Here is a 12,719-nt window from a genome sequence, read left to right on the forward strand (position 1 = left end):
GGTTTCTATTCGTCACACGGAAAGAAGACAGGATTTCCATGTGTCATCGGACTTCGATTCTCGCGTTTTCAGATTTATCCTTGCCGTTTTAATCGACAAGGTTTCAGGCGAGAAAAATACGTTGCCGAAGGGCGGTGATGCAAGCCTGGCATCCAGGTCGCGGCGCGCGATAAAAACGACTGTCAGCGGAAAATGCAGCGGCCTTGCCTCAATGTCGAGATGCAAGGTGTCCGCTTCAAAATAGCGGAGGCGTCACTGCAATATGGGCAGCAACCCCGGTAATCAGAAATAAAATAGTAATAACAAGCATCGACTTCCCGTTTCCGGTTTCGTATAACGATATCGGGAGTCTGCGCCTGATGCGAGTCAGCGAGATTTTCATATATCGGTATTCCTGGTTCGAGCGTATTCTTCATATCGTAGATTTCGAAGATAAACTAACGAAAGAATGAGGAGTTGCGCCGCGTAAATATCGTTACATGCCGTAACTTACCGCGTGAAAAAAAATCCCACCAATTACTTTCAGGCTTTATCGGCCGGACAGGGCTAAGTTTTGACTTAATGAAACTACGGCGCGTCCAACTGGCCGCATACCTTGGTGAATTAGTAGGGAAGGTCTGCAAAAGTGCTGGTGTTGACGTCTGGGTGGACAAAAAGCGCTACAAGGCGAAGCCGCTTCAGATCTAGTCCCGGCTAATACATCTGATTGAATCATTCATGCCCATGGCTTCACCGAGTCTCGCGACCGCAACCATACAAATCCGGTCTCCGGCCTCTTCAAGCGTGATGGTCTGTTCTTTGTAGGCCAGTGCGATCGCCTCCACTGCACGCATAAAGAACTCCGACTCCTCATCCGTCCAGTCTACGGGAAGGTCAGCACTAAGCCCTTCTGAATTCATCCCTGCCTCCTTAGAATTCCTTGTGAGGCCCACGAAGCAAGCTGGATCTCGCTCCTTTGCGCTAGCACCGGATCCGGAAGACTGTTAAGTGGGCCTACGTCGTCGCGCGGTCTCCGAGGTCTCGTTTGCCGAGAACTGAGCTGCGAAGCCGTGCCTCAAACTGGAGAAGAATCGTTTCTTGCCGGACAAAGGAAGGCATGTCGAACAAGGAAATCCACCGCTGCCTGAAGCGCTATATCGTCCGGGAGCTGTACCCGCTCATCCTGGCAGATCTGGCCGATTCGACGCGTGTCGCTTGACATAGGAGCGTCAATGCGCCGACCGAGAGTCTGTGGGGTTCGCTGAAAGTAGCACGCATGCATGGACGACACTTCGCCACGCGGCGTTCTGCAATGGATGAGGTGATTGATTGGCTCGGCTTTTACAATGCGCGCCGGTTACACTCGACACTCGACTACGTCAGCCCCATGACATTCGAGAAGAACTGGTTCGCAACTCAGCGAGGCGAAGCCGCGTAATTCCTCCAGCTATGGGATTCGTCAAACGGGGGCAAGGTCATAGTTCCCTTTTCCCGCGAGCGTCCCCGAGTGCATCACTTCACCAACACCTTGATGGCCAATCTCTTGGTCATCTGGAACGTCTTCGGAAAGGTGGTTTCCACTCCCATGACCACTCTGCTGGAAAAACGATCCATGTCCTTGGGACAATGAAATGCCATGCCGTCGAACTCTCGCAGCTGCAAAGGCTTGATTTTCGACTGAAACTGCAGGAACCGATGAGACGCTGGGATGAAGTGCGATGTCAGTGAGCTGCGGGAAAACTGCGGGCGCGTCGTGCGCAAACTGCCGTGAATCGTCTTGGCGTTCCAGAACAGGACGTCGCCCTTTTGCAGGAACGGCGCACGAAACTCAAGCCGATGTTCCGTCAGGATTTTCTTGACCAGTTGCTTGTAGCGATCGTGATTGAACGCCACATCAAAATTCTTCCCGTTCTTCGCCATGTCGATGCGATGACTCTTCGGCACCACGAAGAACCGGCCCGCGCCCGCATCAATGTCCTCGAGGGCGTACCAGCAGGCAGCCATCGTGCCGATGCTCTCGCTGTCGAGGTAATACGTGTCCTGATGGGGCCAGGTTTCCGAGTTGCCCTCGAAATACATGCTCTGAACGAGCGTCCCCTCTTCCGAAAAGAGTTCCCGGTTGACGGACTTAATGGGCGCGCTCGCAAACACACTTACAGCGAGTCGCTTTAGCGGCGCGAAGTCCGCGTCACTCAGTGACTGAAGATTGAGCAACGGATTCATCACGAAGCCGTGCTCGTTGATCCTGTTCTTTTCTGGATTCGCGGTGGCCTGACGGTAGATGTATCCCGGATAGCGCTTGACCGTGTGGTCGAAAGCCCCGCGAATGGAATCGCAGATATCCGGATCGACCACGTTGCGCACAACAACGTAGCCGTTTTCTTCGTAATAGCGCTTGGCGCCGACCAGATCCGTCAATTGGAAGGTAGTCCCGTTCTCGGCCTCAACTTCCGGAATTTCAATTTTAGTGCCAATCGGACTCAGAATTTGATGCATATGCCCTCCAGCATATCAGTTATACGAAATCTCTCCCGCCGACGCTCGGTTTGAGAACAGGTATTTACATTCAGCGACATAGTGCGGCGCTTGAATAATTTGGCATTTGACTTTTACTCTCGTTCTGGGTGATGCATTGGAACCAGCATCGACGCACTGGACAGAGACGGAATTCAAGCAACGAGCCTCAGCGATGCGCGTCTGGACACGCGAATGAGCATGCTTGCGGAACGATTGGCAGTCCAACCCGGCGGATTCCTCGGCGGCAACAGCAATGGAAAACCTGGCGTCAAAACAATCTGACTTGGAGTCAAAGAGGTTCATGTTGCTGTCTAAACACGGCGTGGGTTACGCGTTAAGGGTGATGCCGACATTTATGTATAACTGCATGGCCTAGAAGGCCTGGAAGGCATCACCGATCATACGTGTCATCTCGCTTCGATACTACAAGACCAGATGAACCATTTCCGCCAAATGATTGGCGTAAAACGCTAAAGACGTTAAGGAAACGCTGAACAAAGAAGGATCGTGCAGCGCTGTTCGCACGATGCGGATTCTGTCGCGAACCGCCAGCGGATTTGCCCACTAGCCAGTGCGAATATTCATTTCTGCAGGGCTTTCACCACTGTTTTTGCGCTTTATGCCGCCCCGCAGACGGAGTTCTCCATTGATTGCAACAACGCTTTCTTTGCAATCACCAGATTGCCCAGCGCAAACAAGGTATCGTACTGCGCACCGTTTTAGCCAGGCCCCGGTAGCGAGCCTTCTTGTGGTTGAACAGGTTTGAGCTTGCCCCCGAAAAACGAATCCCTTGCTGAGCAGGTAAACTCAAGCAAGGAGAAGGTTGCGTTGGGAATCGAGAGTGATGGCAACACAGGTCGGACCGTGATTCGCTAAACCTGAATGGCTCCAGGAGCTCCGAGCTCGTGAGAAAAATGAGGTGCGGGTCAGCGGATTCCATAGTGGCCCGCAGCGGAAGAACCAGCTGCAGCAAGGCCGGATATACAGCTGCAACCCATCCTGTCCGGCTACGCACAAGAGAGCTTGCTCAAACGGGAGACGTTCATATACAAACTACTATCGGCAACTTGAAACAACGGTCGCCGAACTCGCATTAACTTAAACCAACCAGCCTCCACGATTCCCGGGGCGGTTCACCGGTGCGCTTGACGTGACTCCCCACTTGCGCATCTGGATTGCTGTTCGTACGTCAACTCTTTCGTCGACTCTGCGTCCGGAACTCAGTAGGCGACATCGAGAGCTCTTTACGGAAAAGCTTCGACAGTCTCTCTCCGTTGCTGAGACCCGTTCTACGAGCGATCTTGTCCACCGGAAGATCGCTGTTGGCGAGCAGCTTGCACGTAAGATCGAGCCGCGCACCAAGAAGGTACTTTGAAGGCGTAACACCGAGCTCCCGTTTGAACAGACGCAGGAAATTGCGCTCACTCATCGAAGACGTGCGCGCCGCATCGCCCACCGATATGGGCTTCGCGCAGTTCTGGACGATCCAACGCGCCGACGCACGTGCTTTCTCGGGGAGCGTCTTTCCATCCATATCTTCGAACGCGGGGGCCAATGTACGCCCGCCATCCGCGCCGAGACGGTCCGCCACGCGCGCGGCCAAGTCCGCTCCCAGATCCATCTTGAGCAGTGCGAGCGAGGTCACCAAAGCCTGATCGCGATCATGCTCCGCAGCGCTCGCGGATAACGATCGGAGACGGATATCATGCTTCATCGAAGGCCAATCGCACCGCGCCACGCCGGCAGCCGACAAAACCATGTGCCCATTCCCGATCGCGGTGACACGGACGCCTCTTGCACAAACCAGTCGCAACAGATCAATGAGGTTGTCGTCGACGGAGGCGTGCGCGACACCACTTCCGCTGGGAATGAAGAGGTTGTCGAGGCGATCGAAATCGCGCGTGGAAAAATGCTCTGTCCAAACCATCATCGATGACGAGCACGCAACCCCTCCACCGCCAGCCGAGATGAGGTTCACGCGATATGTCACGGAATGATTCGAACTTTGAGATTGTAATTCATTGGCAACATGCAGAGCTTCGGCGAGCGTACCGGCGTCCAGCAACGAAAATCCGTCATACAAAATAATCGCGACGTGCTTCACGATTGTCGAACACTGAACAGACCGAATGTCCTGTCTCGGACAATCAAGCGGTGCTAGCGCCTCAGATAAGATCGGCGTCATGCGGCCTCCAATTCGGCAGGTTTCTATTCGTCACACGGAAAGAAGACAGGATTTCCATGTGTCGTCGGACTTCGATTCTCTCGTTTTCAGATTTGTCCTTGCCGTTTTAATCGACAAGGTTTCAGGCGAGAAAAATACGTTGCCGAAGGGCGGTGATGCAAGCCTGGCATCCAGGTCGCGGCGCGCGATAAAAACGACTGTCAGCGGAAAATGCAGCGGCCTTGCCTCAATGTCGAGACGCAAGGTGTCCGCTTCAAAATAGCGGAGGCGTCACTGCAATATAGGCAACCCCGATAATCAGAAAAAAATAGTAATAACAAGCATCGCCTTCCCGTTTCGTGTAGCGATATCGGGAGTCTCCGCCTGATGCGAGTCAGCGAGATTTTCATATATCGGCATTCCTGGTTCGAGGATATTCTTCATATCGTAGATTTCGAAGATAAACTAACGAAAGAATGAGGAGTTGCGCCGCGTAAATATCGTTACATGCCGTAACTTACCGCGTGAAAAAAAATCCCACCAATTACTTTCAGGCTTTATCGGCCGGACAGGGCTAAGTTTTGACTTAATGAAACTACGGCGCGTCCAACTGGCCGCATACCTTGGTGAATTAGTAGGGAAGGTCTGCAAAAGTGCTGGTGTTGACGTCTGGGTGGACAAAAAGCGCTACAAGGCGAAGCCGCTTCAGATCTAGTCCCGGCTAATACATCTGATTGAATCATTCATGCCCATGGCTTCACCGAGTCTCGCGACCGCAACCATACAAATCCGGTCGCCGGCCTCTTCAAGCGTGATGGTCTGTTCTTTGTAGGCCAGTGCGATCGCCTCCACTGCACGCATAAAGAACTCCGACTCCTCATCCGTCCAGTCTACGGGAAGGTCAGCACTAAGCCCTTCTGAATTCATCCCTGCCTCCTTAGAATTCCTTGTGAGGCCCACGAAGCAAGCTGGATCTCGCTCATTTGCGCTAGCCTACGTCGTCGCGCGGTCTCCGAGGTCTCGTTTGCCGAGAACTGAGCTGCGAAGCCGTGCCTCAAACTGGAGAAGAATCGTTTCTTTCGAGAAATTGGATGCGGCGTATTGCCGTCCGAGAGTGCCAAGGCGCGCACGAAGCGACGGGTCGTCGGCGAGACGAAGGATGGCGTGTGACAACGCCGTGAAAGAGCCGGGCTCGACTGCGACGCCAACCGAGTTGATGACGCTCCATAACTCGGTACCTTCATTCGCAGTCGCAATTACCGGTCGGCTGCTCGACAGCATCGGGCCAAGCTTCGAAGGCATGACGAGATCCGCGGCGCCTGCAAGCTGTGGAAGGACGTGTATGTCCGCAAGCGATAGCAATTCATTGAACCGCTCTTTAGGTTGCAGCCCGAGAAACTTGACGTTCGGTACGTCACGGGCCTTTTCGAGCAGAACATCTTTTGCTGGTCCAGCGCCACAGATCAGGAACATGATGTCCGCGCGCCACGTGAGAAGCTTTGCAGCGTCGACAATGATTTCCAGACCTTGCTTAAGTCCGAGATTGCCTGAGTAGAGGACGACCAGCGCTCCGTGGCCGATGGTGAGCTGCGCGCGATAGGGGTTGTCCGTGCTGTTTGGATGCGCGTGTTGAGTATCGACCCAGTTGGGAAAGGTGAAAGCTTTTTCCGAGGAGACCCCCTTCTGCACGGCGAGCCGTGTCATCGCTGCGGAGGGTGTCGAGACGACGTCGGCGCGTGACATCAACCATCTTTCCACGCGCAAAGCCAGCTTTCTTGCGACATGGCCTTTCAGTATGCCCAGTCGAAACGCTGCGTCGACTTCGTAGTCCTGTACATGAAGCCAACATGAGGCGCTGGCGACGCGGGCGGCGAACAACGCGACGGGAGACGCGAACAAAGGTGGCTCTACGAGCCACACGGCGTGCGGACGCCACGCGATCTGCCATAGGGCGGCCGGACTCGCGAAGACCGCGAAGCTCATCAGATGTAGCACGCGCTTCAGACCCGACGGGCGCTTGGGGCACCAGAAGGGAACGCGTATGACGGAAACGTTGTTGATTTGCTCAGTCGAGTACGTCAACGCGTTATAGCCAGCCTTGATGCGCCACTCAGGATAGTATGGAGACGCGGTTATCACGCGTATCGTGTGCCCCTGTAATGCGAGCCACTCCGCAAGCTCCGCGGAGTATTTTCCCACCCCTGTCACCTCTGGGGCATAGTTGAGCGAGATTATCAGCACTTTCATTGAGTAATCCACATCTTGGGAAAAAGAAGATCAAGTCTGCGTTGGGCACGGGAATGTACGACCCATGCGTTCGGACTCTGATGGAGGCTATCGTTCCGTGGCTTGCTCGCAGTCGCATTCGTATTCGCGTTGTGTCAAAGCTGCGCGTTCGCCTTCCTGATTCGAAGATCGCAGATATCCAATTGCCCGGTCGGACAAATGCTTGTCGTGCCTCGCCTAGATGGGCTTCGCCAGCCAGGACATATGATCGCAAGCCGTGTGGGCGCAGGAGGCCTGGTGCCGGTCTCTTTCCACTCGCGGTGGGCGAAAGCCGACAACTTCTTGCCAATTTCCGTCTTGACCGGGGGCATCAGGGGCGCGGCGCTTATATTCCTTTCACGTCGACGAGATTCAAGTTCGCCACATGCGATAGCGTGAACACGCTGTGCTAACCCATCCAGTGCTCGATATACAGCGGCTTTGACGGAGACCTCATACAACCATGCCATGGATACTGACACGGTTATTCTGGCGGACTACGCACAGACCTTACTAAGAAACTGACGTCTTATCGCCGCGGTAACGCTGATCGTCGGTAGAACATTCTCGTCATTCAATTCAAGGCGCGGGCTTGACGAGCATTTAGCGGGAGTTAATCGTGCAAAGCGTTCAGTTGACCGGGACTCCCATCGTACTTTCGAGATTCATATTCGGCACCGCCAGTCTTTTCAACAGTGGCTCCGAAAAAGCGAGACGACGACTATTATTCTCTGCGGTGGACGCCGGGTTCACCCATTTCGACACGGCCCCCTACTATGGCTTTGGCTTGGCCGAGCGCGATCTTGGCAACGTTCTCAAAGCACGACCGGAGGTCACTGTCACCACCAAAGTCGGTATCTATTCGCCCGGCGGCGAGGAGCAAAGCGGGGCCGCTGTTTTTGTTCGCAAGGCGACAGGGCGCTTCATAAAGGCCATCTCGGGTCCAACGGTGGACTTTTCAGTCGCCCGAGCGAAGAGAACACTCGAGGGCAGTTTGCGTCGTCTGAAGCGTGACTCTATCGACATCTACGCGCTGCACGAGCCTGAACTTTCCCTGCTCAATACTGATGAATGGTTGAAATGGCTCGAGAGTCTCCTACGCGACGGAACGGTCCGTACTTTCGGCCTCGCGCTAACTACGGATAAGGTCGAGCCGTTCCTCGCTGCCGGCTCCGAACTGACCCGTTTCATTCAGGTCCACGACAGTCTCACCGGTCGCGAGGCTGACGTACTGACCTGCTACCGCAAGCCCTTCCAGATCACTTACGGTTATGTCTCCGCGTCCCGCAAGGAGGGGTCGCCGCTGTCCGTGACAGAGGTTCTGCGTCGGGCACTACTTCGCAATACCAATGGCGCAATCATCGTGAGCACGAAGCAGTTGGCCAGACTGCAGCAATATGCCCGGCTCGTGGAGGAAACGGCCGATGCTCAATGACCTGGGCGGGCAGGGCGCGATTTCGCGGGCAGCCGATTTCATAGTCATCGGCGCGGGAACCGTCGGCCTACCGATCAGCGTACTACTGGCGCGGAAGACAGGCGCAACCGTCATCTGCCTGGAAACCGGCGGATTGCGCCAGGAAGAGGACACGCATCCGCTCAATGAAGTCGTTCAGCAGGGGATGTGCTACAAGGGTGCCTCGCACGGACGATTCCGATGCCTGGGCGGTACCTCGATGCGATGGGGCGGTGCCCTCATTCCCTTCCAAAACTCTGATCTCTGCAATGCCCACTGGCCGATCTCACTCGATGAACTAACCCCTTTCATCGGTGACGTCGAGCGGCTATTCTCCCTGGAACCGGGCCCGTATTCCGACGTCTCCTTTCCGTTCGAGCTCGGTGGGACCCATGTCAATCGTCTCGCCAAGTGGCCAGAATTCCGGAAGCGCAATGTAGCGGCGTTGTTGGACGCTGACGTCGCTGCGGCAGCCAACCTTCAGGTCTGGTTGAATGCCCATGTCGTCAAAATCAAAACTCAGCCTGAAGGCGTCCGACTGGAAGCGGTATCGCAAAATGGTGACAGGCTAGCTATTTCGGGGAAGAAGCTCATCGTCGCCGCTGGCGCGATCGAAACAACCCGTCTTGCATTGCTAATCGACCGTCAGAACAATGGAGCCGTCTCCGCCCTTACGTCTGCGCTCGGTCATAACTTCACGGATCATATTTCCGCAGAAGTAGCGGAAATCGTCGCCTCCGAAAGCGCTTTGCTAAATAAGATCGTCGGCTTTCGATTCGGCGCCGCCGGTTCAATGCGCAATATTCGTTTCGAGCTAGCGCCACAAGCGGAGGCGCGGCGGCATCTGCCGCCAGGTTTCTGCCACATCGGGTTCAAGGTTGAGAAACCCGGTGGCTTTGATGTGCTACGGGAGATATTCCGGAATGTACAGCGTCGTAAGTCACCGCCGCCACGAGTAATCTTCGATTTGATTGCGAATACCCCCTGGCTTGCGCGCGCCATGTGGTGGAGGCTCGTGAACAAACGTCTACTGTTTCCCGCCCACTCGCGCCTGATTGTCCATGCGGTGGTCGAGCAGCTTCCGTCTCCCAACAATCGTATCACTCTCAGCGATACGTGCTGCGACCGCTTCGGCTTGCCACTCGCTGAGATCAACTGGAGGTTGTCCACGGAAGACAAAGAAAACGTAATCGAGACATCGGAACTATTTAAAAGAACTTGGAGAACGAGCAAATTCGCCTCGCTTGGCGTATGGAAATCGATCGAGCCACAGCAAATCTGGGCCAACATCGATAACGCAGAAGGTATCTTCCATCCAACAGGTTCGACTCGCATGGGTGCTTGCCCCGCCGATGGCGTGGTGGACAAAAACCTCAACCTCTTCGGTGTCGCGAATGTCCAGCTGCTTGCCACGTCAGTCTTGCCGACGGGAGGTGGGGCGAATCCGACTATGATGCTCCTGCTGCTGGGGATGCGATGTGTCAATCAGCACGCTGCCGGCAGCACCCCGCCAAAAGCTTGATGCTTTCCGCCAACCGCAGGTATTGAGCCGTGTGGACGCTACGATGGTCCGTTGAGAGAGGAGTCTATGCCTAAAGATGCAATCAACCGGGAAGGCGTTCGTCCGAGCATAATCCTGAAAGGCGTGAATTCGAGACAGGGACCTTCATTTTCGTTGTCGAACAGATTTCGGAGGGTTCTTTGGGGCGTCATCTACATCGTTTTCTTCGTGCCGACGCCGCGTGTCTTTCATGCGTGGCGTCGCTGGATTCTGCGACTATTCGGGGCCACTATAGGCGCAGGTGTTCACGTCTATCCGCGTGTGCGCATCTGGGCGCCATGGAATCTTTCGATCGGCGACTTTACAGGCGTTGCCAATGGAGTGAACTTGTATTCCATCGAACGCATCACGTTAGGTGAGCGTTGCACGATATCGCAGGGCGCGCAGCTCTGTACAGGAAGTCACGACTACAACCATCCGACGTTTCAGCTAACGGCAAAGCCGATTATTGTGGGATCGGACGCGTGGGTGTGCTCTGAAGTATTCGTTTGCCCTGGCATTCATATCGCGCCGGGAGCGGTTGTAGGCGCGCGATCAGTGGTAACGCGGAGTCTGCTGGATGAGTGGACTGTGTATGCCGGCATGCCAGCAAGGAAGATTTCTCTTAGAGTCAAGCACGGAGAGCCCAATGAGCAAAGTGTCCGTACTAGTGCTGACGAAGAATGAAGAACAGGATTTGCCTGGTTGTCTTGAGACCGTCATCGGGTGGTCCGACGACATCCACGTATTTGATTCGCTCAGCACAGACGGGACCGTCGCGTACGCTCGCTCGGTATGCGCGAACGTGATCTCCAGACCATTCGACGACTGGTCCACTCACCAGAACTGGGGATTGAAAAACATCCCATTCAAGCACGAATGGGTGCTGTATCTGGATGCCGACGAGCGCGTTCCCCCATTGCTCGTACCGGAGATTGAAACGGCGGTCTCGAACGCCGGCGATGCGGTGGCGTTTCAGATTAGACGCCGCGACTTCTTCAATGACAGGTGGCTCAGGCACGTGCAGGGTTCACCGTACTTCGTTCGGCTTTTCAGACCCCAGCATATCCACTATGAACGGCTCGTCAATCCCGTCACCGTGGTGGATGGCAAGACTGGCCGGCTCGACGGCTATCTCGATCACTTCCCTTTCAGCAAGGGGCTATCGCACTGGCTTTCACGGCATAACGCCTACAGTTCGCTGGAGGCAGATCAGTTCCTTCGCAATAAGGCGAACGGCAACAAGTTCAGCCTTTCCCAGGCGCTGTTTGCGGCCGATTTCCAGACTCGCCGCTATCATAAAAAGCGCCTGTTCTACCAACTTCCATGCCGCCCGGTGATCAAGTTCGTTCTACTTTACTTCGTTCGTCGAGGCTTCCTCGACGGGCACCCGGGCTTGGTGTATGCGACGCTGCAGTCGGTCTATGAGTACTTCATCGTTCTGAAAGTCAGGGAGAAGATGAGGGCGGCGAGAACGCAAGTCGATCGGCCTACGTTAAGCGAAGAATTGAAGAGTTGAACCGCGCCTACGCGTTACGATGAATGTCAGTGTCAGCCGGAGATCCCGCCTTGAGAACCCTTCACATTATCTCGTCAATCGAGCGAAGATATGGTGGCCCTGCTGAGGCGCTCAAACGGCTCGCGACGGAGCTCAGGCTTTCCGGACACACTATCGACATTGTCTGTCTTGACTCATCTATTGATGCTGACAAATCGGACGACAATGCTTTCGATCTGGTTGTCAGGCTAGGCCACCACGCCGGCAAATACGCGCTCAACTTCAGGCTTGTTGGGTGGCTGACACAGCATGCGAACCAGTACGATGCAATTATCGTAGACGGCATATGGCAGTTCCACAGCGCGGCGGCCGTTCTCTCGCTTCTTCCGAAAAAGATCCCATATTTCGTGATGCCGCACGGCATGCTCGATCCATGGTTCAACATCGGCCGCCCGTTGAAACATGCCAAGAAGCTAGTCTATTGGATTTTTGTGGAGCGTCATGTCATCAGCAATGCGAAGGGGGTTCTCTTCACCACCGACAGTGAGCGCGAACTGGCGCGCTTGGCGTTTCCGCTGTACAGGGCGAAGGAGCTGATGATGATGATTGGCACGGCACCGCCACCTTCGACGGAAACGTTGGACGTTGCGCAGCGGCATTCGCTAGCGACGCCGGGCAAGATCATCCTCTTTCTCGGGCGAATTCACGAGAAGAAGGGCTGCGACTTGCTAATCCAGTCGTTTCACGATATCCAGAACTTGAGCACCGACTATCGCCTCGTCGTCGCAGGCCCCGATGATCATGGACTCGGGGCGAGATTGCGTCGCGAGGCCGTGCGGCTCGGCATCGCGGATCGTGTTAGCTGGCCTGGCATGGTAACGGGGGCGCACAAGTGGTCCCTGCTGCGCGCTGCCGACGTCATGGTTTTGCCCTCGCATCAGGAAAACTTCGGCGTGGTGGTGGCCGAAGCACTAGCGTGCGGCGTGCCGGTTCTCTTGACCGACAAGGTCGGAATCTGGCAAGAGGTCGTTGCCGATGGAGCCGGGTTCGTGGACGACGACACGCGAGAGGGTATCACCCGCCTTCTGACGCAATGGGCAATGCTGCCGGACGACGAGAAGGTTGCGATGCGATGTTCGGCAAAGCAGTGTTTCAACAATCGGTTTCATATCTCCGGAGTCGCGCAGAACTATATCGCGTTGATGAGCAAGCAGGTAGCGTAAGCATTTCTGCTTTAACACACGCGTGCAGGATGGCTGTCGCAGGAAGTTGAGTTCGTCAGCGCGATTTTACGCTCAACCGT

12 protein-coding genes and 3 pseudogenes are annotated in these 12,719 nt (G+C 55.1%); 7 read left to right on the forward strand and 8 right to left on the reverse strand.

Translation table 11 applies throughout. The annotated features are described in order from the left end of the window. Positions 1 to 12 precede the first annotated feature (12 nt). Complete coding sequence (locus OKW28_RS13230) at positions 13 to 225, reverse strand: hypothetical protein (protein ID WP_429446127.1); 213 nt, start codon at positions 223 to 225, stop codon at positions 13 to 15. Positions 226 to 683: 458 nt separating this feature from the next. Then, entirely contained in the window at positions 684 to 899 is a 216-nt protein-coding gene (locus OKW28_RS13235; RefSeq protein ID WP_018424979.1) for a hypothetical protein, read from the reverse strand. A gap of 164 nt (positions 900 to 1,063) precedes the next feature. On the opposite strand from OKW28_RS13235, the pseudogene OKW28_RS13240 reads away from it, so the two are divergent. Together OKW28_RS13240 and OKW28_RS13245 are read left to right on the forward strand one after the other, a co-directional pair. Next, positions 1,064 to 1,198: pseudogene (locus OKW28_RS13240) on the forward strand (IS110 family transposase); the annotation flags it as partial. 12 nt (positions 1,199 to 1,210) lie between these two features. Then, positions 1,211 to 1,417 (forward strand): annotated as a pseudogene (locus OKW28_RS13245) (IS3 family transposase); the annotation flags it as partial. A 74-nt stretch (positions 1,418 to 1,491) separates the two neighbouring features. On the opposite strand, the gene OKW28_RS13250 reads toward OKW28_RS13245, so the two are convergent. The 6 genes and pseudogenes from OKW28_RS13250 to OKW28_RS13275 form a co-directional block, all read right to left on the reverse strand. Beyond that, positions 1,492 to 2,475, reverse strand: coding sequence for a phytanoyl-CoA dioxygenase family protein (locus OKW28_RS13250; protein WP_018424982.1), 984 nt, complete (start codon positions 2,473 to 2,475; stop codon positions 1,492 to 1,494). A 638-nt stretch (positions 2,476 to 3,113) separates the two neighbouring features. Continuing rightward, positions 3,114 to 3,259, reverse strand: a pseudogene (locus tag OKW28_RS13255) (IS5/IS1182 family transposase); the annotation flags it as partial. 426 nt (positions 3,260 to 3,685) lie between these two features. Further along, positions 3,686 to 4,600: a GlxA family transcriptional regulator gene (locus tag OKW28_RS13260; RefSeq protein WP_429446130.1), complete on the reverse strand. Its 915-nt coding sequence runs from the start codon at positions 4,598 to 4,600 to the stop codon at positions 3,686 to 3,688. A 111-nt stretch (positions 4,601 to 4,711) separates the two neighbouring features. Continuing rightward, on the reverse strand, positions 4,712 to 4,924 hold the full coding sequence (locus tag OKW28_RS13265) for a hypothetical protein (protein ID WP_429446132.1): 213 nt from the start codon (positions 4,922 to 4,924) through the stop codon (positions 4,712 to 4,714). Positions 4,925 to 5,371: 447 nt separating this feature from the next. After that, the gene (locus OKW28_RS13270; protein ID WP_018424979.1) at positions 5,372 to 5,587 is read right to left on the reverse strand and encodes a hypothetical protein; all 216 of its coding nucleotides are present in this window, start codon (positions 5,585 to 5,587) and stop codon (positions 5,372 to 5,374) included. A gap of 66 nt (positions 5,588 to 5,653) precedes the next feature. Beyond that, positions 5,654 to 6,907 carry a glycosyltransferase WbuB gene (locus OKW28_RS13275; RefSeq protein WP_429446135.1) on the reverse strand — a complete coding sequence of 418 codons (1,254 nt, stop codon included), beginning with the start codon at positions 6,905 to 6,907 and terminating at the stop codon, positions 5,654 to 5,656. Between the two features lie 637 nt (positions 6,908 to 7,544). On the opposite strand from OKW28_RS13275, the gene OKW28_RS13280 reads away from it, so the two are divergent. The 5 genes from OKW28_RS13280 (at position 7,545) to OKW28_RS13300 (ending at position 12,639) form a co-directional block, all read left to right on the forward strand. Next, on the forward strand, positions 7,545 to 8,360 hold the full coding sequence (locus OKW28_RS13280) for an aldo/keto reductase (RefSeq protein WP_429446138.1): 816 nt from the start codon (positions 7,545 to 7,547) through the stop codon (positions 8,358 to 8,360). After that, a complete protein-coding gene (locus OKW28_RS13285) occupies positions 8,350 to 9,900 on the forward strand; it encodes a GMC oxidoreductase (RefSeq protein ID WP_429446141.1) in 1,551 nt (516 codons plus the stop codon). Before OKW28_RS13280 ends, OKW28_RS13285 begins: the two co-directional genes overlap by 11 nt. Positions 9,901 to 9,966: 66 nt before the next feature. Then, positions 9,967 to 10,605 (forward strand): putative colanic acid biosynthesis acetyltransferase, encoded by a 639-nt coding sequence (locus OKW28_RS13290; RefSeq protein WP_429446143.1) that lies wholly within the window; start codon positions 9,967 to 9,969, stop codon positions 10,603 to 10,605. Further along, positions 10,568 to 11,437 (forward strand): glycosyltransferase family 2 protein, encoded by an 870-nt coding sequence (locus OKW28_RS13295; protein WP_429446146.1) that lies wholly within the window; start codon positions 10,568 to 10,570, stop codon positions 11,435 to 11,437. The genes OKW28_RS13290 and OKW28_RS13295 overlap by 38 nt, the downstream gene beginning before the upstream one ends. Positions 11,438 to 11,487: 50 nt before the next feature. Continuing rightward, entirely contained in the window at positions 11,488 to 12,639 is a 1,152-nt protein-coding gene (locus OKW28_RS13300; RefSeq protein WP_429446149.1) for a glycosyltransferase, read from the forward strand. Positions 12,640 to 12,719: the final 80 nt, after the last annotated feature.

The sequence above is a fragment of the Paraburkholderia sp. 40 genome (genome assembly GCF_050434105.1).
GTDB lineage: Bacteria > Pseudomonadota > Gammaproteobacteria > Burkholderiales > Burkholderiaceae > Paraburkholderia > Paraburkholderia tuberum.

Excerpts from the sequence above, each read along its gene's own strand:
- OKW28_RS13235 (WP_018424979.1), bottom strand. The coding sequence starts at position 899 with ATGAATTCAGAAGGGCTTAGTGCTGACCTTCCCGTAGACTGGACGGAT.
- OKW28_RS13250 (WP_018424982.1), bottom strand. The coding sequence starts at position 2,475 with ATGCATCAAATTCTGAGTCCGATTGGCACTAAAATTGAAATTCCGGAA.
- OKW28_RS13270 (WP_018424979.1), bottom strand. The coding sequence starts at position 5,587 with ATGAATTCAGAAGGGCTTAGTGCTGACCTTCCCGTAGACTGGACGGAT.
- OKW28_RS13275 (WP_429446135.1), bottom strand. The coding sequence starts at position 6,907 with ATGAAAGTGCTGATAATCTCGCTCAACTATGCCCCAGAGGTGACAGGG.
- OKW28_RS13285 (WP_429446141.1), top strand. The coding sequence starts at position 8,350 with ATGCTCAATGACCTGGGCGGGCAGGGCGCGATTTCGCGGGCAGCCGAT.
- OKW28_RS13290 (WP_429446143.1), top strand. The coding sequence starts at position 9,967 with ATGCCTAAAGATGCAATCAACCGGGAAGGCGTTCGTCCGAGCATAATC.
- OKW28_RS13295 (WP_429446146.1), top strand. The coding sequence starts at position 10,568 with ATGAGCAAAGTGTCCGTACTAGTGCTGACGAAGAATGAAGAACAGGAT.